The 14,736-nt window shown below is 59.7% G+C and carries 20 protein-coding genes; 9 read left to right on the top strand and 11 right to left on the bottom strand.

Features of this window, described 5'->3' with window-relative positions:
* Positions 1-206: 206 nt before the first annotated feature.
* Entirely contained in the window at positions 207-503 is a 297-nt protein-coding gene (locus tag NKH73_RS06820) for a hypothetical protein (protein WP_352929387.1), read from the bottom strand.
* A gap of 310 nt (positions 504-813) precedes the next feature.
* The gene (locus NKH73_RS06825; RefSeq protein ID WP_352929389.1) at positions 814-1,458 is read right to left on the bottom strand and encodes a hypothetical protein; all 645 of its coding nucleotides are present in this window, start codon (positions 1,456-1,458) and stop codon (positions 814-816) included.
* Between the two features lie 298 nt (positions 1,459-1,756).
* On the opposite strand from NKH73_RS06825, the gene NKH73_RS06830 reads away from it, so the two are divergent.
* On the top strand, positions 1,757-3,232 hold the full coding sequence (locus NKH73_RS06830; RefSeq protein ID WP_352929391.1) for an FAD-dependent oxidoreductase: 1,476 nt from the start codon (positions 1,757-1,759) through the stop codon (positions 3,230-3,232).
* A 27-nt stretch (positions 3,233-3,259) separates the two neighbouring features.
* Here NKH73_RS06830 and NKH73_RS06835 read toward each other — a convergent pair whose 3' ends face one another.
* From NKH73_RS06835 to NKH73_RS06850, 4 genes are all read right to left on the bottom strand, one after another.
* Complete coding sequence (locus NKH73_RS06835) at positions 3,260-3,724, bottom strand: YbhB/YbcL family Raf kinase inhibitor-like protein (protein ID WP_352929394.1); 465 nt, start codon at positions 3,722-3,724, stop codon at positions 3,260-3,262.
* Positions 3,725-3,784: 60 nt separating this feature from the next.
* Positions 3,785-4,222 carry a DUF2267 domain-containing protein gene (locus NKH73_RS06840; RefSeq protein WP_352929396.1) on the bottom strand — a complete coding sequence of 146 codons (438 nt, stop codon included), beginning with the start codon at positions 4,220-4,222 and terminating at the stop codon, positions 3,785-3,787.
* Between the two features lie 155 nt (positions 4,223-4,377).
* A complete protein-coding gene (locus NKH73_RS06845; protein WP_352929398.1) occupies positions 4,378-5,805 on the bottom strand; it encodes a Do family serine endopeptidase in 1,428 nt (475 codons plus the stop codon).
* A gap of 33 nt (positions 5,806-5,838) precedes the next feature.
* Positions 5,839-6,045, bottom strand: a complete 207-nt coding sequence (locus NKH73_RS06850; RefSeq protein ID WP_352929400.1) for a sugar phosphorylase — start codon at positions 6,043-6,045, stop codon at positions 5,839-5,841.
* A gap of 265 nt (positions 6,046-6,310) precedes the next feature.
* Here NKH73_RS06850 and NKH73_RS06855 point away from each other — a divergent pair, with 265 nt between their 5' ends.
* Entirely contained in the window at positions 6,311-7,228 is a 918-nt protein-coding gene (locus tag NKH73_RS06855; protein ID WP_352929846.1) for an NADP-dependent oxidoreductase, read from the top strand.
* A 114-nt stretch (positions 7,229-7,342) separates the two neighbouring features.
* On the opposite strand, the gene NKH73_RS06860 is transcribed toward NKH73_RS06855, so the two are convergent.
* Both NKH73_RS06860 and NKH73_RS06865 read right to left on the bottom strand, forming a co-directional pair.
* Complete coding sequence (locus tag NKH73_RS06860) at positions 7,343-7,804, bottom strand: YbhB/YbcL family Raf kinase inhibitor-like protein (protein WP_352929402.1); 462 nt, start codon at positions 7,802-7,804, stop codon at positions 7,343-7,345.
* Positions 7,805-8,195: 391 nt separating this feature from the next.
* A complete protein-coding gene (locus NKH73_RS06865; protein ID WP_352929405.1) occupies positions 8,196-8,627 on the bottom strand; it encodes a hypothetical protein in 432 nt (143 codons plus the stop codon).
* A gap of 171 nt (positions 8,628-8,798) precedes the next feature.
* Here NKH73_RS06865 and NKH73_RS06870 point away from each other — a divergent pair, with 171 nt between their 5' ends.
* Together NKH73_RS06870 and NKH73_RS06875 are read left to right on the top strand one after the other, a co-directional pair.
* Complete coding sequence (locus tag NKH73_RS06870; protein ID WP_352929408.1) at positions 8,799-8,981, top strand: hypothetical protein; 183 nt, start codon at positions 8,799-8,801, stop codon at positions 8,979-8,981.
* 7 nt (positions 8,982-8,988) lie between these two features.
* Positions 8,989-9,210 carry a hypothetical protein gene (locus tag NKH73_RS06875; protein ID WP_352929410.1) on the top strand — a complete coding sequence of 74 codons (222 nt, stop codon included), beginning with the start codon at positions 8,989-8,991 and terminating at the stop codon, positions 9,208-9,210.
* A 123-nt stretch (positions 9,211-9,333) separates the two neighbouring features.
* Here NKH73_RS06875 and NKH73_RS06880 read toward each other — a convergent pair whose 3' ends face one another.
* Entirely contained in the window at positions 9,334-9,819 is a 486-nt protein-coding gene (locus tag NKH73_RS06880) for a DUF2267 domain-containing protein (protein ID WP_352929413.1), read from the bottom strand.
* Between the two features lie 349 nt (positions 9,820-10,168).
* Between NKH73_RS06880 and NKH73_RS06885 the strand changes: the two genes are divergently transcribed.
* Together NKH73_RS06885 and NKH73_RS06890 are read left to right on the top strand one after the other, a co-directional pair.
* Positions 10,169-10,333, top strand: a complete 165-nt coding sequence (locus NKH73_RS06885) for a DUF3309 family protein (RefSeq protein WP_095486346.1) — start codon at positions 10,169-10,171, stop codon at positions 10,331-10,333.
* Between the two features lie 167 nt (positions 10,334-10,500).
* Positions 10,501-11,907 carry a PAS domain-containing HWE histidine kinase family protein gene (locus tag NKH73_RS06890; protein ID WP_352929415.1) on the top strand — a complete coding sequence of 469 codons (1,407 nt, stop codon included), beginning with the start codon at positions 10,501-10,503 and terminating at the stop codon, positions 11,905-11,907.
* 59 nt (positions 11,908-11,966) lie between these two features.
* Here the strand turns inward: NKH73_RS06890 and NKH73_RS06895 are convergent, their stop codons facing one another.
* On the bottom strand, positions 11,967-12,308 hold the full coding sequence (locus NKH73_RS06895; protein ID WP_352929418.1) for a hypothetical protein: 342 nt from the start codon (positions 12,306-12,308) through the stop codon (positions 11,967-11,969).
* Between the two features lie 251 nt (positions 12,309-12,559).
* On the opposite strand from NKH73_RS06895, the gene NKH73_RS06900 reads away from it, so the two are divergent.
* Together NKH73_RS06900 and NKH73_RS06905 are read left to right on the top strand one after the other, a co-directional pair.
* Positions 12,560-12,796, top strand: a complete 237-nt coding sequence (locus NKH73_RS06900) for a hypothetical protein (RefSeq protein ID WP_352929421.1) — start codon at positions 12,560-12,562, stop codon at positions 12,794-12,796.
* A 259-nt stretch (positions 12,797-13,055) separates the two neighbouring features.
* Positions 13,056-13,472, top strand: coding sequence for an HD domain-containing protein (locus NKH73_RS06905; protein ID WP_352929424.1), 417 nt, complete (start codon positions 13,056-13,058; stop codon positions 13,470-13,472).
* A gap of 48 nt (positions 13,473-13,520) precedes the next feature.
* On the opposite strand, the gene NKH73_RS06910 is transcribed toward NKH73_RS06905, so the two are convergent.
* On the bottom strand, positions 13,521-13,931 hold the full coding sequence (locus NKH73_RS06910; RefSeq protein ID WP_352929427.1) for a DUF427 domain-containing protein: 411 nt from the start codon (positions 13,929-13,931) through the stop codon (positions 13,521-13,523).
* A gap of 274 nt (positions 13,932-14,205) precedes the next feature.
* Here NKH73_RS06910 and NKH73_RS06915 point away from each other — a divergent pair, with 274 nt between their 5' ends.
* Complete coding sequence (locus tag NKH73_RS06915) at positions 14,206-14,643, top strand: CBS domain-containing protein (RefSeq protein ID WP_352929430.1); 438 nt, start codon at positions 14,206-14,208, stop codon at positions 14,641-14,643.
* Positions 14,644-14,736: the final 93 nt, after the last annotated feature.

A 14,736-nucleotide genomic window follows, 5' to 3' on the forward strand; every position in this document is an offset into this window, starting at 1 on the left:
GGCGATCTGCAATGTCTTGTCGAAAATGCGGAATCCAGCTGCGCTCATCATTGCCTCACAGAGAAGAGACCGTCTCGGGCCGGTCACTTAGTGGTTAAACACGGGCATGCCGGAAATGTTTCGAGGCCGGATGTAAAATTGCTACAATTGGTCACTCCGCGGCGAAGCGGACCTGGCGCAGCACCGCACTCGCCGGGCTCGCGATTTCAGCCGGCGCCTCTTACGGGTGGCCTGCCCGTGTCGTTCCATTCCGCCTTGCGTACCCGCGCTTCGTCGACGATCAGCTTGAACTCCCGCATCATCGCACTCTCAATGGCGAACGCACTGCTTGGCAGTACGCCGGGGTCTTCCTGATTATTCTGGAATTGAAAGCGGGCCTCCAATTCGGCCCATATTCGCTCGGAAGACGCATCGAGGCCGGCAAGCAGCGCGACGATAAGCGACAAAGTCTCTCGCTGGGCATTCAGCCGCCCCTCGATCTCTTCATTCGGCAACTGGGACATGTGGATCGCTTCCGGTTTCAGGCGTAACGGCAAAATCGCGCCCTTGTTCCGGAATTCAGCGCATCAGCTGCACCAGCTCATCAGCGTTGAGAACGTCCCCCGCCCGGTTACGGGTTCCATCCGCTGCTGCCGTATTGAGGGGCAATGATCTCGAGAAAATGACCGTTCGGGTTCTCGAAATGAACGCCGCCGTCGCGGTGATTGATCGCGCCCAGCTGTGTCCGGCAAGTTCCGCGCTGAAGGACGCCTGGACACTCTTAAGGATCTCGCATGATTGTGAACCGGCGCTGCAGGTCTGCAGCACTAGGCGTCAGAAACGATACCGGATCCCAAGAGTGTTTGCATTAGAACCCTCTTTCATATCTCCAAATGTACCATCGGCACCGGATCGATGGTGGAGTTGGTAGACAAATTCGACATTGGGAGCTTGCCTAACTCTGAAAGAAAGCTCTGCACCAATGAAGCCGAGGAACGATGCATCGCCGCCGTCGCGGATTTCGCGGTCGCGCTCAATCTCGGTAGGGCCTGTAACAGCACTGAATCCAGCTGTCACTGCGGGCGCAATCGCCAAATCACCAATGACGAGGCCCTGATGGCGAAGTCGCGCTCCGGCCCGAAGTTCGCCAGACGTATCATCGTCCTCGCCAAATCTTATGGCCGCGCCGGTGACGCCCCCGAGAACGAAACCAGCGCCTATATCGGCGAGATCGCGACCGTATACGGCCCCGACTATATAGTTGTCGGTGTAGTCGGCACCAAAGACGTCGATCGCATCCCCGAAGGACCCGCGCGCAAAGACGCCACCAAAGATGTAGATATCATTCTTCGTCGGCACACCGTCCGTGAAAGGGTCCTGCGTCGCAAAATAGATAAAGGGAGAATTGTCGTCGGCGTGTCCAGAACTGACTGAGGTGCTCAAGATCACCGCAGCCAAGGCTGCTTGCAGTCCGCGCATAGACAAGCTCCGAATCGATCCGCCAGTCGCTCATTTATCCTTCGAGAATTTCGCAGAGGAGCAAGGTGCGAATTGGTCTATCGCCAGAATGCTTGATGCGGGTACATTCCGTTAGCCCCAACCGAATGCGATCGCGAGGCGATCACCTGGGTGATGGCCTGCACCTCGCTTCTTCCCGGTGCGTTTGTTTCCTCCGGACGGCCAAACAACGATTGAAGACGGTAGTTTCCGGGAACGTTCTCGTGCCGGTGGGGTTGTCGATGACAAGTGCATCGAAAACGCAAGGAACGCGGGTGAAATGGCCCATCTTTCGGGAAAACCGGGAAGCTGTTGGGTGGCTGCCGCCACCGCTACGAATTATCCTCCGATCGAGGGCTCGATCCATGCGGAAACCGTTGTCGTGGGCGCTGGGATTGTCGGGCTGACGACGGCGCTTCGCCTTTGCGAGGCAGGTCGGTCGGTGATCGTCATCGAAGGCCTGCGAACAGGCGGCCAGGTGACCGGTCGCTCGACGGCCAAGATCACGACGCAGCACGCGCTGATCTATCGTCATCTCATCGATACGTTCGGCCGGGACCTGGCGCAAGCTTACGCCGATGCGAATTCCGCCGGCGCCGTCCAAATCCGGGAATGGGTTCGCAACTATGCCATCCCCTGCGATCTCGAGACCAAGGACGCCTATGCCTACACCTGCGATGCAAGCCGACGCGCGGAAATCGTCGCCGAAGCAGAGGCCGCGCGCCAAGTCGGGCTGAGCGCCGATAGTCTCGAGCGTGCGCCGCTGCCTTTCGAAACGGCCGCCGCTTTGCATTTTGCCGACCAGGCGCAGTTCAATCCGGCGATGTATCTGGTTGGTCTGGCTCAGGCGGTGACGGCTCGTGGCGGACGGATTTTCGAAAACAGTCGTGCGATCTCTATTGGCGAGGCAAGCCGCTGGCGCGTCGTCACCGACAGCGGCACCGTTCACGCCGAGTATGTGGTCGTCGCCACCAACATGACAGTGAAGAGTCCCATCGGTATGGCGAACCGAACCCAGCCGCGCTGCCACACTGCCATGGCGTTTCGGATCGATGACCCTCTTGCTGTCGACGGCATGTTCATCGGCATCGACGATCCGACCCATTCCATCCGCTCGGGCCGCGATGCCGAAGGCCCGCTGCTGGTCACGCTCGGCCCCAAGTTCGACACGGGCCAGGATGGCGACGTGGCGAAACGGTTTGTCGACTTGGAACAATGGGCAAGAATGCACCTTCCAGTTGGGGAGGCTGCGTGGCGCTGGTGTAATGAGGACTATGATACGGCCGATAGAGTTCCTTATGCTGGCGAGCCCGATCCGGACAAGGCCCCCGGTTTTCACATTGCCACGGGATTCAACGCCTGGGGCATCACCAATGGAACCGCCGCTGGCGCGATGATTGCGGATTTGATCTGCGCTCGGCCGAGCCCATGGCAAGAGCTCTACGATCCGGCACGGTCTTATCCCGAGGACTTTCACAAGAATGGCCGCAGCCAATCTATTGTCTCAAGCCCCGACGACATAGCGCCCGGCATGGGTGGTGTGATCGTCAGGGACAACGAAAAGATCGCGGCGTGGAGAGACACTGAAGGTGTACTCCACGCCGTTTCGGCGACATGCACCCACAAGGGTTGCACAGTGACCTGGAACAACGCGGACAACACATGGGATTGTCCTTGCCATGGGTCGATTTTCGCCACCGACGGTTCAGTAATCCACGGCCCGGCTAGAAAACCGCTTGCCCCGGCCGCGCTGTAAAAAAGGCGGCGCCGAAACGGCCCGGCGTTACCGCGCGTAGGTTCCGACCAGCTCAGTCTGCTCCAGCGCATGCTTGCGAGCTTCGTTCCAGACAAGCTGCACGCCTGCCTGCCCCGGCACACTGAGACTGGGCACGTCGAGCGCGGCAAGCCGGAAATGATAGTGATGGATGCCGTGCCCCACCGGCGGCTGCGGACCATCGTAATAGGCATTGCCGAAATCGTTGGTGCCTTGCCTCAGTGCTGACGGGCCCGGCTTGCCATCTTGCGCGTCGGCGAGTTCGCTGGCATCGGGCGGGATATTGAAAACCGCCCAGTGCCCGAAGGTTCCGCTCGGCGCGTCAGGATCCTGCACGACAAGAACAAGGCTTTTCGTACCATCCGGGACACCTGACCACTTCAGCGGCGGCGAGACGTTCTGGCCGTCACGGGTAAATCTCTCAGGGATTTCCCCGCCCGGCGGGAACGCGGGGCTGATAAGGGTGAGTGGCATTTTTCGATTTTCCCAAAGAAGCGTTGCGGTCGGTCGGGACTGGCGAAGTCCGGCCGCCATTCACGCCGCTTGCTGAGCTTCCGCGACGCGCCTGATTTCTCCTGGCAGGGATTCCCAAACCTTGAGCATCTGTCCTTCTTCCACATGGTGGGCAAGCACCTTGGATACGACCCTGAATGCATCCTTAGAATCGACCGGTCGGGTGAATTCCAGTTCCGCCTTGATCTTGGCCAAAAACTCGTCGAGCGACCGCAATTTCTCGGGCGTCTTGGAAGGCTGATACTGGTCGTAGTAGACGCCGCGTACCAGGATCGGCAGCTGCGAGCCCAGGTGGGCAGCAAGATCCGGCTGCATACGGTCCCGCAGGGCATGGAGCACTGCTCCGAGGACATGCCATGCAACTTGCCGATCCGGTCCCATCTCGGTTATGATCTCGTCGAGCCAGATGTTCGTCGTCTGCAGCGTCTTGTCGAATATATCGAGTCCGGTGGCGTTCATCGAAGCCTCCTTTTTCTGTCAGCTGTTTGAATGACTCATGGGGGCAAAACGACCTTGGTCGGCTGTTGTTCCCGTCCCCAGGCCTAAACGCCGTCTTTCCCGAAGATCTATCCGCCAAGCCTACCGCTCAATGCGCTGCCGTCAGATTTGACTCATCAAGATTTGGCCTTGGCTACGGCAACGAAAAGCGATTGACCCTGTCTTTCGAGGCGGAACAGGATCGGCTTGTTCTGCTGACGGGATTTCGCCCACTCCTCTTGTATATCTGACGGCTGTGTCACATCGCGGTTGTTGGCTGAAACGATCACATCCCCCGCGCGGAGGCCGTTTTGGTCGGCGACGCTGTTGGGCGCCACTTCTTGAACAAACACCCCGGTGGTGCCAGGCTGCAATCCGAGCTGCTGGCGCGCTTCGCCAGGGATCGGACTGAGCGACAGTCCCAGGCGTTGGTCCGCCGCTTCCGGCCCCGGAACGGCGCCGGTCTGTACTTCCTCGTCTTTGCGCTGGCCAATTACCAGGGCTACTTCTTCCTGGGAGCCACCGCGGTTTCTGGTCAGCGTCGTCTTTGTCCCCGGCTTTTGGCTCGCAGCCGCGAGCGTCAGGTCATGGACGCTCTGAATGTCCTTGCCATTAAAGCGCGTAATCACGTCGCCTGCCTCTATGCCTGCCTTCGCTGCCGGACTGTCGGGCTCGACCGAGGCCACGAGCGCTCCCTTGCTGCCCGCTATTCCAAGCGCCTCGGCGATCGAGGGCGTAACCTCCTGGAGACGTACTCCGATGAAGCCGCGCTCGATCCTGCCAGTGCGGATCAACTGGTCGACGACGCTCTGCGCGGTCCGCGATGGCACGGCGAAACCAATGCCTATGCTGCCGCCCGAAGGCGAGACGATGGCTGTATTGACCCCGATCACTTCGCCGCGTGCATTGAACAGGGGACCGCCGGAATTACCCTGATTGATGGAGGCGTCCGTTTGGAGAAAGTCGTCATAGGGGCCGGCCTGAATGTCACGCGAACGAGCTGAAAGCACGCCCACGGTAACGGTTCCACCGAGGCCGAATGGGCTGCCGATCGCGATCGTCCATGCGCCAGGCTGCATAGCATCGGAGTCACCCCAAGTAGTCGTTGCCATATTGGGTCGCGGCTCGATCTTCAGCACCGCAATGTCAGTTGCCGGATCCCGGCCGACGAGCCGCGCAGGCGAAGTCTGCTTGTCGGAGAATACGACATGGATTTCGTTTGCATCGGCGACGACATGGTTGTTGGTGACGACGTACCCCTCAGGGCTGATCACAAAGCCAGAGCCGAGGGCCTCTCGCACCCGCGGTTGAGCCGGCCCTAGGCCGCGGCTATCGAAAGGACTGAGAAAGTCGTTCAACGTCGCCTGGTCCTGGATAATCTGCCGTGTCGTTATCGCGACCACGGCCGGTATTTTCTGGCGCACGATCGCTGTGAAGTCGTTTGGGATTTCCTGGGCTGCGACCGGAGCAAAGCCGGCGGCCGGGCATATCAGAATTGCGGCAATGAGGCCGGCGCAAAGTCTCTTGTTCAACACCGCAAACATGGTCTGCGACTCCTTCGGCATACAGTGATCAGCGTTCCAGCACGAGAGAGCCCTTCACCAGCGGATTACGACAACCTTCTCGTTGCCGTTGGCGAGTTCGACAGCTTCGGTGCCGTCTGGTTTGTGGCTTTCAACTCGGGCACTTTCTACCGTTTCGACGCCCGCAATATTGACTGCGAAGGCCTCGTCGGTCTCGGCGGCACAGACCAGTGTTTCCGGTGGCAGATCCTTCACCTGGTTCATCAACTCGCGAAGCCTCATCGCGAACCTCCCTGGCACGGCGGGCGGCCGGATTCTTTCGGCCACACCCTCCAACCATGTCCCCCGGGAAAGGTTCCCTGGTGAGATTTTGCGGGCGTCACAGGATATCCCGGCGCAAGATTTCTCATGGATCCCGAGAGAACAATCGTCGAATGGCGCGACCCGCCCGTCGATTCCTTGGAACTTCCAGCCCGCGAAGTGGATTGGATCGAAAGAAGAATGTCCTGCACTGGACCTCGAAACGAGGAGGATACCCGTGGCGACCATGAAAGCAGTTCGAATTCATACTTTTGGCGGGCCAGAGGTCCTTTCGCTGGACGAGGTTCCCGTGCCTCAACCCCGCGACGACGAGGTCACGCTTAAGATCTGCGCAGCAAGCGTCAATCCAGTCGACTACAAGACCCGTGAGGGTTCGGTGGGCGGGGATCTGCACGTTACGCTCGGCCGCGATGTGTCGGGCGTGGTGGAACTGTGTGGCACGCGGGCTCATACGTTGAAGAAGGGTGATCCGATGTTTGCCATGCTTGGCCATGGCCGGGGCGGCAATGCCGAATACGTCGTGGTCAAGGCGACGGAGGCGGCAGCAAAACCGGAACGTCTTAGCCACGTGCAAGCCGCCGCCGTGCCGCTTGCCGGCATTACTGCGTGGCAAGGCCTTTTCGACCATGGTGACCTCAAATCCGGGCAGCGGGTTCTTATCCATGGCGGCGCCGGCGGCGTCGGTCATCTGGCGATCCAGTTTGCCAAGGCTGCGGGGGCATTTGTCGCGACGACTGTTGCTGCCGAGGATTTCGATTTCGTCCGTGAGCTTGGGGCCGACCAGGCAGTCGATTACAAGAACCAGCGCTTCGAGGACGAGGTCGGGGACATCGACATGGTTTTTGATCTGGTGGCGGGCGACACACAGGACCGCTCCTGGAATGTCCTGAAGCCCGGCGGAACGGTTGTTTCCACCCTTTCGGAGCCCTCGGCGGAACAGGCACGCCTGCATCAGGCGCGTGGGATCTCCTACATGGCTGAGCCGAATGCGGCGCAGCTTGCGAGGATCAGCGGCCTCATCGATGGCGGCAATATAACGCCGTTCGTGCAGGCAAGTTATCCTCTGGAGGAGGTCGCCAAGGCTGAAGAGCGGCTGGAGAGGGAGCATACGCGCGGAAAGATCGTGCTTCAGGTGGCCGCGTGAGTCCGTAATGCTCGAAATTTCGCGAAATTTTCGAAACCGCCGCTGAGGTCCTCAACGAATGCGAACTGCATTCAGCGACCACGCGCGGAAGAACGAACCTGCTTGGCACCTGATTTATTCGTAAGTGCCTATTAATTCCGCCTCACCCAGCATGTTTTCACGGGCAGCCTGCCATACTATCAGGGCATCGGGTTCCGGGCCGATAGGAAGGTTGGCAATGCCAAGGGCCGCCAGCCTGAAGCGATAGGTGTGAGGTTTGTCGCCGGGGTGCTGGTCGGGTCCGTCATAGTGAAGATTGCCGAAATCGTTGAAGCCGTGAGGCAAATCCTCGGTTCGCGCTTTGGAGCTCCGTCCCTCGGCTAAATGACGCCGCTCACCGCCGATGTCATAGACCGCCCAACGCCGGGACGCCTGTGACGGTGCATCCGCATCTTCCATGACGAGCACGTAGCTGCGCGTGCCCGGCGGCGGATCGCTCCATTCCAGAAACGGGGAGAGATTATCGCCGCGCCGGGCATGACGGTCCGGAATGGGCTGGCCGCTCCGAAAGGCGGGACTTGTCAAAGTGAACGCCATCACTTTTCTCCACGCTGGGTCGGTCGAAATGGAGGCTTCGGGCGCACGTACCCCGGCTTCACTCCAGCGGTCCCAACCACCACAACCGGCTATTGTTCCTCCTGTTTCTCCGAGAACGACAACATGTGACGCCAAGGTATGGGCGCGGCCCGTTACCTGAAACGGGCTTCTTCCGATCGCCCCTCTACATGGTCCGCTCCGCCTCTCTTTATGATCGTTATATACTCGCCGACAAGTAGCGCGACCGGGCGAGCAGGAGGTGTTCACCCGACCGCTCTGGAAGCAGGGCGTCGGCCCCTATCGACTGCGTTGCCGGCGAGGTCACCGGCATTTGATGGGCAAGCACCCGCGAGAACGATCAAGACCTTGTCTCGTCACCGTTCTGCGAAGCTCAATGCACAAACCTTGCCCTCAGCCAAGCCAGAATTCTGTTGCCGGTAATTGTCCGGCGGACCCTGGCGGCAGCCCAGCGCGCTTGCATCGTAGCGCCAACGTGGCAGTGACAGACGATGTTGTGCAACTGCCGGTCACCTAATTCGAAGAAGCGCTTAGCCTCACCGTAGGTATCATCTTTCAGACCTATGGCGCGCAGCACCGGATCCTCGTAGGCAACGGTGATCGGCGACCCCGCGCCACGCGCTACGGCACGAGCTTCAGGACTGAGATATTCGGTGCCTGAAAGCGCTCCGAGGCAGCGCCGTGGATTTTGTTCGAGAAGTTCTGCCCAACGCTCGATCCGCTGCGTCCGAGTCATGGTCGGGTATGCCGCCGAGGGCTCAACTTTTGCAATTGTCTGCAGTTGGTCGAGTGTTTGGTGTTTCATGGTCGGCTCCTTTCGATAGGTCGAAGCGCCCACGCCCTCACAGAAGATTATTGCGCTGCAGCGCGCCGACAAGGCCGTATTTGGCAATGTGAGGAATTTGCCTCCCGGCATGGGTTCGTATCAGGAACCTTCTTGGGGCCTGCTTGTTTGGCTACTGGAAGGAGGAGTGTCATGAGCACAAAGCCACCACCTGTTCCGGCAGAAAACCAGAGTCCGAAGGGTCCCGGCGATAAGAAGTCGGTTCCTGTCGATCAGACGCCGCACGGCCATTCCGCCCCGAATCCCGACAAACAGGGCCAGCAAGGCAATGTGAAGGTCAACACGACCCACCAGGGCCACCAGCAGGACCGTTAGGTGATACATGTCCACGTCGAAAAAGACCCCTGCCAGCATCCGCCATGGCGGTCCTGGCGCATCGCACGAAAACGCCAAGGAGCCGTTGGTGATAGAAAAGCCGCCAGCCGATTCCGATCAGCGCAGCCAAAGCAAGATCTCGGGTGGCGGAGGCGAACGCGACAGCCATCATACTCATGATCCCGAAAAGAAAGGTGGCGGAACCCGACCGGCCCACAAAGGGAAGTGAATGGTTCTTATCTTCACATCCTCATTGAGGCGTGCGGCTGGCATTTTTGCTGAAATGCAAGGCGCGAACATCGGGGCCGTCTGCTGCAACACGATGCGCGGCGGGTCGCATCGTCTCAACCCATCAAGGCAATGGCGGCGCGGTTGGCCGGGCAGCGCTTTGGTTCGGTGGAATGACCCGTTCTTCGGCCGAGCGCCACATGGTGCGCAGTTTTTCCGGTAAAGTGGCTTGGACCTTCGCGACCTGGCCACGCGAGATATGCCGCGACAGCGTGGCAAGGACGGAACGCACCGCATCGCCGGTATCTAGAAGCCGTGCATCGGACAGGCGATCGGTGACTTCGATGACAAACTCGTCCCAGTCCCAATCGCTCGGCTGCCTTGCCGGCTCGAACCGATCATAATAGGCGCCACGCACCAGAACCGGCAGTTCGGCGCCTAGATGCGCCGCTAGCCCCAATGGCAGCCGGTCCCGCAACATCTGAAGGACTGTCGACAACACATTCCAGGAGAGCTGCCTATCCGGGCCTAGCTCCTCCATCAGGTCATTGAGCCAGATGTTGGTTGTATGAAGCGTCTTGTCGAAGACGTCGGGGCCTGTTGCGCTCACTTTACCGTCCTCCCGGTTATTGCGCACAGTTACTCGTGAACGGATTACGTCGGCATGAGTTCCCTTGCGGGTCCAAATTCCGCAACTGTTGCTTCTTGACCGACCGTCGCAACTTCGGACCGCGTCACGCTGTAATCGCGCGTCCCTCGAGCGGTCCGGCTTTAAAAAAGCCTGCCGCCCCTGGCTCCTCAACCGGCAAGCTTTCTCGTGACCTACCGTTCTCCGGCTGAACGAAGCCTAACGATACTACTTCCGGTGGAACAGGAAGCCCTTCTGGGAGTTCATACCATCATCAACATGCGCATTGGACACGCCCTTTAAATGGCGCGGCAGCGCAAGGAGGACCATCATGAGTCTCGGAACCATACTCATCATCATCTTGATCCTTGCCTTGCTTGGCGGATTCAGCGGTCTGGGTGGTGGGCCATTCTATGGCACTGGTTATTATGGCGGCGGCGGACTCGGTCTCGTGCTGCTCATCGTCATTATTCTGGTCCTTCTCGGACGCATATAGAGTCCGCACGATCAGAGTGACAATTTGGGCGCGTGTTCCTTTTGGCCTAGGAATATTCACTACGGCTGGCGCCAAAACGGGAGACGTGATAGTCGCAAAAGGGAACCGAAATTACCCGAGTGCATTGTAGCCGCTGCTGAAATCCACTGGATTGGAATGGCACATACGTGAACTTCGTTGAACAAGCCGCTGTCGGCCTCGGAGTTCCGGGCCCTCCCTCTGCCGATTTGATGCAGGCGCTGCCCGTCGCCGTCTACACCGTCGACGAACAGGGACGTATCACCTTTTACAACGAAGCCGCAGCTGAGCTCTGGGGCCATCGTCCGGTTATCGGACGGGATCTATGGTGCGGCTCGTGGAAGCTTCGTTATCTGGACGGTCGGGATATGGCGCATGGCGAGTGTCCGATGGCCGTGGCGCTGCGCGAAAGGCGGGACGTCTCCTGGGACCAGGCGATTGCGGAGCGGCCGGACGGTGAACTCGTTCCGTTCAGAGCTCACCCACGCCTGCTTCGCGACGAAGCGGGCAACGTCGTTGGTGCCATCAACACGCTGCTCGACCTGCGCACGGAGACGCTGGGTGATGAAGCCCGCATGCGTCTTGCGGCCATCGTCGAGTCGTCGATGGACGCCATCGTCTCGAAGGACATGAGCGGCATCATCACCAGTTGGAACGAAGCGGCAGAACGCTTGTTCGGCTACACGCCTGCCGAGGCGATCGGCCGACCGGTGACGATGCTCATTCCACCCGACCGCCTCGACGAGGAAGTCTCGATCATCAGCCGCATTCGCGCCGGCGAACGCGTCCCCTCCTATGAGACGATGCGCCTGCGCAAGGACGGAACGCTCGTCTCGGTCTCGCTCACCGTTTCGCCGATCCGCGACGCCATAGGGCGGGTGGTCGGCGCCTCCAAGATCGCGCGCGACATCAGTCCCCACAAGGAGAACGAACGGCGTATCCGTCTGCTCATGCGCGAGGTCAACCATCGGGTGAAGAACCAATTCTCGGTAATCATCTCGATGATCCGCGAGACCAGCAAACTGACGAGCACGCCCGAGGCTTTCCTCGGGCAGGTTCGGGAGCGTATCACGGCACTCTCGGAATCCCATGATCTCCTGGTCAATGCCGAGTGGCGAGGCGCGACGGTCGACGAGCTCATCCAGGCACAGCTCAAGGCCTTCGCAGTGCAGTCGCGCGTGTCGATGGCGGGGCCAAAGGTGATGCTGCAGCCGAACGCCGTGCAGTATCTCGGCATAGCCTTTCACGAACTCGCCACCAATTCGGCAAAACATGGAGCGCTGTCCTGCAGCGACGGACGCGTCGAAATCGATTGGAATGTGATCCCTGCCGGCGACGGTGCCGGTATCTTTCGACTGGCCTGGCGCGAATTGGACGGGCCGATCTTGGACGCGGTCAGAAGGCGCGGTTTCGGATCCGTCGTCCTCGAGCGGGTGGCGCCGCAGGCACTCAGCGGCAGCGGACGGCTGGAATTCCACGAGCAAGGCGTTACCTGGATGCTCGAGGCGCCGCTGCCCTTCGTCCAGACGTCAGTGGCGGATGACGCGGCCGTTTGAAACGCCCGTGAAGCTGAGCCCTTCCCCCTCCGACCGACTGTGCTGATGCTCGGGCGGACCTATTGCGTTCGGTCCGGCTGCCGATGATAGAGCGAAACAGTCCTGTCCTCCAGAACATCGAAGCCGCCGCTGCCAAGCAGAGCATCGTCATTCACTGAGTGCCGATGGACGCTACGTGATTCAAGAACTGTGAGGCTATCGAATTCCATGGCCGCCCCGCAGAACTGGGCCGCTTGCAGCACCAGGCATTCGATGTCTTCAAGCGCAACGTTTTCTGCGAGGTTTCGTCGTCGCACCGCCTCGGCCACCGCGGTGACATTGACTATCCTCTCGCATCGGGCGACCGCCCGAACTTGCAGTTCAACATCATGACACAGACGGGCCGAATAACGGTATCTCATGGAAAACCCTCTCTTTCAGGAGCGGTTTGTCCCTCGCTATAAGCATGTGCCATATCGACCCGAATGGCAAGAGAAATCCACGAAATTACTGTGTAAAATCAATAAGTTAGTATACAACGCGAACTGCGCAAACCACGGTTCGCAGTAACTGTCAGCCTTTCACGCCAATAGCCTATGAACCGATCTTGACGGTCGAAGAGACTTTTCCTAATTCTTAGACAAATACTAACTTTGAGCGGCTGGAGGAAAAAATGGCCGACCTGGAAAGACCCGAACGACTGCAGATCATGCTAACTGCTGACGAATTGGCCGCATTGGAAAACTGGCGCTTCGAAAGGCGCATGCCAAGCCGGTCGGCGGCGGTGAGAGAATTGTTACGGCGCGGTCTTCATGCAGACGGGTTTCTGACGGCAGCACAAGGTGCCAAGTCACAGGATTTTGGAATTCTGCCCAACTCCGAGATTGTCGATGGACAGTCCGGCGACTAGCCGCCTCGAACACCGCGCATCTGGCGCGGTCAGCAACTCCTGGTTTTCCCGAGAATAGGCGACCCCAAAAGGCCGTCTCCAGGCGCGCGAAGCTGAAGATGCTTCCGGTAAAAGTCTGTCGGGCCTTGCCCGCGCTCGGGAACTTCCGGCAATCGTCGCGCGTTCGGTGACACGAGCTTCGGTGCCACGCGCTCGAGGCAGATGGTGCATCGAAGCAAGGTCGGATACGTCTTCACACGGGCCAACAGGGATCGAGGTAGTGAGCTTCCTGTACCGCGCGGCAAAAATCGCCGAACAAGCTCATGCCGGGCAGACAGACAAAACCGGTCGGCCCTACATCGAACATTGTCGCCGGGTCGTCGACGCCGTCGAAACGCTCGACCAAAAGGTCGTTGCCTACCTTCACGACGTTCTTGAGAAAAGCGACGATTGGAACCGCGATCGGCTTGAGGCGGCTGGTTTTGGGACGTCCATCGTGTCCGCAGTGGATGCTATGACCCGCAGGCCGGACGAGGACGACCTCGCTTTCGTGCGCAGAGCAGCAGCCAATCCATTGGCGCTGCCGGTCAAGCGCGCAGATCTCGCTGACAACCTGCGGCAGGCACGGCAGGTTGGCACCTCGACATCGAAATATGAAGATGGCCTGCGTATACTCGACGAAGAATTCGCCGACTGACGGTAAAGATCGCCGCCCATGGCGTGATGGCCGATGTGGAAGCGCCCTCTACTCGGGAGTGTGGGGCGTATGCAGCTTATCCTCGGCAGGATCGGCATCTATCCGCGCCTTGTCAGGATCGAAGGCGCCATGGCGGGCGATGGCCAGTGCCGGGGTATCGGGCGTCTCATAGGCCCACATGAAATCGTCAGCCGCTCCGCCGACCGCCTGCACCCGCCAGTAGCTCGCCGTGCCCTTCAACGGGCAGCGCGTCGTGGTGTTCGTCTTCTCCAGAAGCTCGAAATAGATATCCTCGAAAGGGATATAGAAGACAGGATCGTGCCCTTCTTCGTAAACTACCTTTGCCCGTTCGGTGGAGGCAATAATCGCGTCGGAGAACCTGACCGTCACGGTTCCATTGAACGGGCTAATCGTAAGCGCGCTGGGATGGCGGGCGGAATTTGCGGCTGAGGGCTGCATTCGACTTCTCCGTTAACTGCGCCGTCCCCACCAAACGCCGCATCGCCCGTCGGGTTCCAGTTTGGCCGGGCTTTGCGTTTCGACAAATGCACTGGCGCGCGCCCGCCACCATCAAACGGAGGCGCAGCGATGGCTGCCTCCATGCCTTTGCCGCGACGGATGAAAAACCTCCTGCGACCACGGGGGTCCAGGGAACGTTATCGCCGAAGAGTTCGTTGCATGAGTCATCAACACCGAATCTGCGGCGGGCTTCGCAAGTAGAAGGGAGATTGCCATGAAAGTCGGCAACTGCATGACGAGGAATGTCCAGGTCGCGACCCCCGAACAGTCCATTCGCGAAGTAGCGCAGATCATGGGCAGGCTCGACGCCGGCGTGATGCCCGTGGGCGACCACGACCGGTTAGTCGGAATGATCACCGATCGTGATATCGCGATCCGCGGCGTAGCATTGGGTAAGGGGCCTGACGCCAAGGTGGGCGATGTCATGAGCCCCGACGTCAAATATTGCTTCGATGACGAAGACGTCGAGCATGTGCTTGAGAACATGGGCGACCTGCAGGTACGTCGGCTTCCGGTTCTGAACCGCGACAAGAGGCTCGTCGGGATCATCTCGCTTGGCGATCTCGCGACGAATGGCGAAGCGGCAGAAGCGGGAGAAGCTTTAAGCGGCATCTCGAAGCCGGGCGGCGAGCACTCGCAAACCACTCACTGACCGACGCCGCGACACGTCGGTGCCGGCGTCTGATGTTCTCGAATGATTGCAAGCGCCTTGCCAAAGCCTATGGTGAAGGCGGTGCCTCTCGGA

Origin of the sequence: Mesorhizobium sp. M0938, from assembly GCF_040319125.1 — a bacterium.
In the GTDB taxonomy this organism is placed as follows: Bacteria; Pseudomonadota; Alphaproteobacteria; order Rhizobiales; family Rhizobiaceae; genus Mesorhizobium; species Mesorhizobium robiniae.

Bases quoted from the DNA above. Each gene is read 5' to 3' on its own strand.
- NKH73_RS06820 (WP_352929387.1), bottom strand. From the start codon at position 503: ATGTCCCAGTTGCCGAATGAAGAGATCGAGGGGCGGCTGAATGCCCAG.
- NKH73_RS06825 (WP_352929389.1), bottom strand. From the start codon at position 1,458: ATGCGCGGACTGCAAGCAGCCTTGGCTGCGGTGATCTTGAGCACCTCA.
- NKH73_RS06830 (WP_352929391.1), top strand. From the start codon at position 1,757: ATGGCCCATCTTTCGGGAAAACCGGGAAGCTGTTGGGTGGCTGCCGCC.
- NKH73_RS06835 (WP_352929394.1), bottom strand. From the start codon at position 3,724: ATGCCACTCACCCTTATCAGCCCCGCGTTCCCGCCGGGCGGGGAAATC.
- NKH73_RS06840 (WP_352929396.1), bottom strand. From the start codon at position 4,222: ATGAACGCCACCGGACTCGATATATTCGACAAGACGCTGCAGACGACG.
- NKH73_RS06845 (WP_352929398.1), bottom strand. From the start codon at position 5,805: ATGCCGAAGGAGTCGCAGACCATGTTTGCGGTGTTGAACAAGAGACTT.
- NKH73_RS06850 (WP_352929400.1), bottom strand. From the start codon at position 6,045: ATGAGGCTTCGCGAGTTGATGAACCAGGTGAAGGATCTGCCACCGGAA.
- NKH73_RS06855 (WP_352929846.1), top strand. From the start codon at position 6,311: ATGAAAGCAGTTCGAATTCATACTTTTGGCGGGCCAGAGGTCCTTTCG.
- NKH73_RS06860 (WP_352929402.1), bottom strand. From the start codon at position 7,804: ATGGCGTTCACTTTGACAAGTCCCGCCTTTCGGAGCGGCCAGCCCATT.
- NKH73_RS06865 (WP_352929405.1), bottom strand. From the start codon at position 8,627: ATGAAACACCAAACACTCGACCAACTGCAGACAATTGCAAAAGTTGAG.
- NKH73_RS06870 (WP_352929408.1), top strand. From the start codon at position 8,799: ATGAGCACAAAGCCACCACCTGTTCCGGCAGAAAACCAGAGTCCGAAG.
- NKH73_RS06875 (WP_352929410.1), top strand. From the start codon at position 8,989: ATGTCCACGTCGAAAAAGACCCCTGCCAGCATCCGCCATGGCGGTCCT.
- NKH73_RS06885 (WP_095486346.1), top strand. From the start codon at position 10,169: ATGAGTCTCGGAACCATACTCATCATCATCTTGATCCTTGCCTTGCTT.
- NKH73_RS06895 (WP_352929418.1), bottom strand. From the start codon at position 12,308: ATGAGATACCGTTATTCGGCCCGTCTGTGTCATGATGTTGAACTGCAA.
- NKH73_RS06900 (WP_352929421.1), top strand. From the start codon at position 12,560: ATGGCCGACCTGGAAAGACCCGAACGACTGCAGATCATGCTAACTGCT.
- NKH73_RS06910 (WP_352929427.1), bottom strand. From the start codon at position 13,931: ATGCAGCCCTCAGCCGCAAATTCCGCCCGCCATCCCAGCGCGCTTACG.
- NKH73_RS06915 (WP_352929430.1), top strand. From the start codon at position 14,206: ATGAAAGTCGGCAACTGCATGACGAGGAATGTCCAGGTCGCGACCCCC.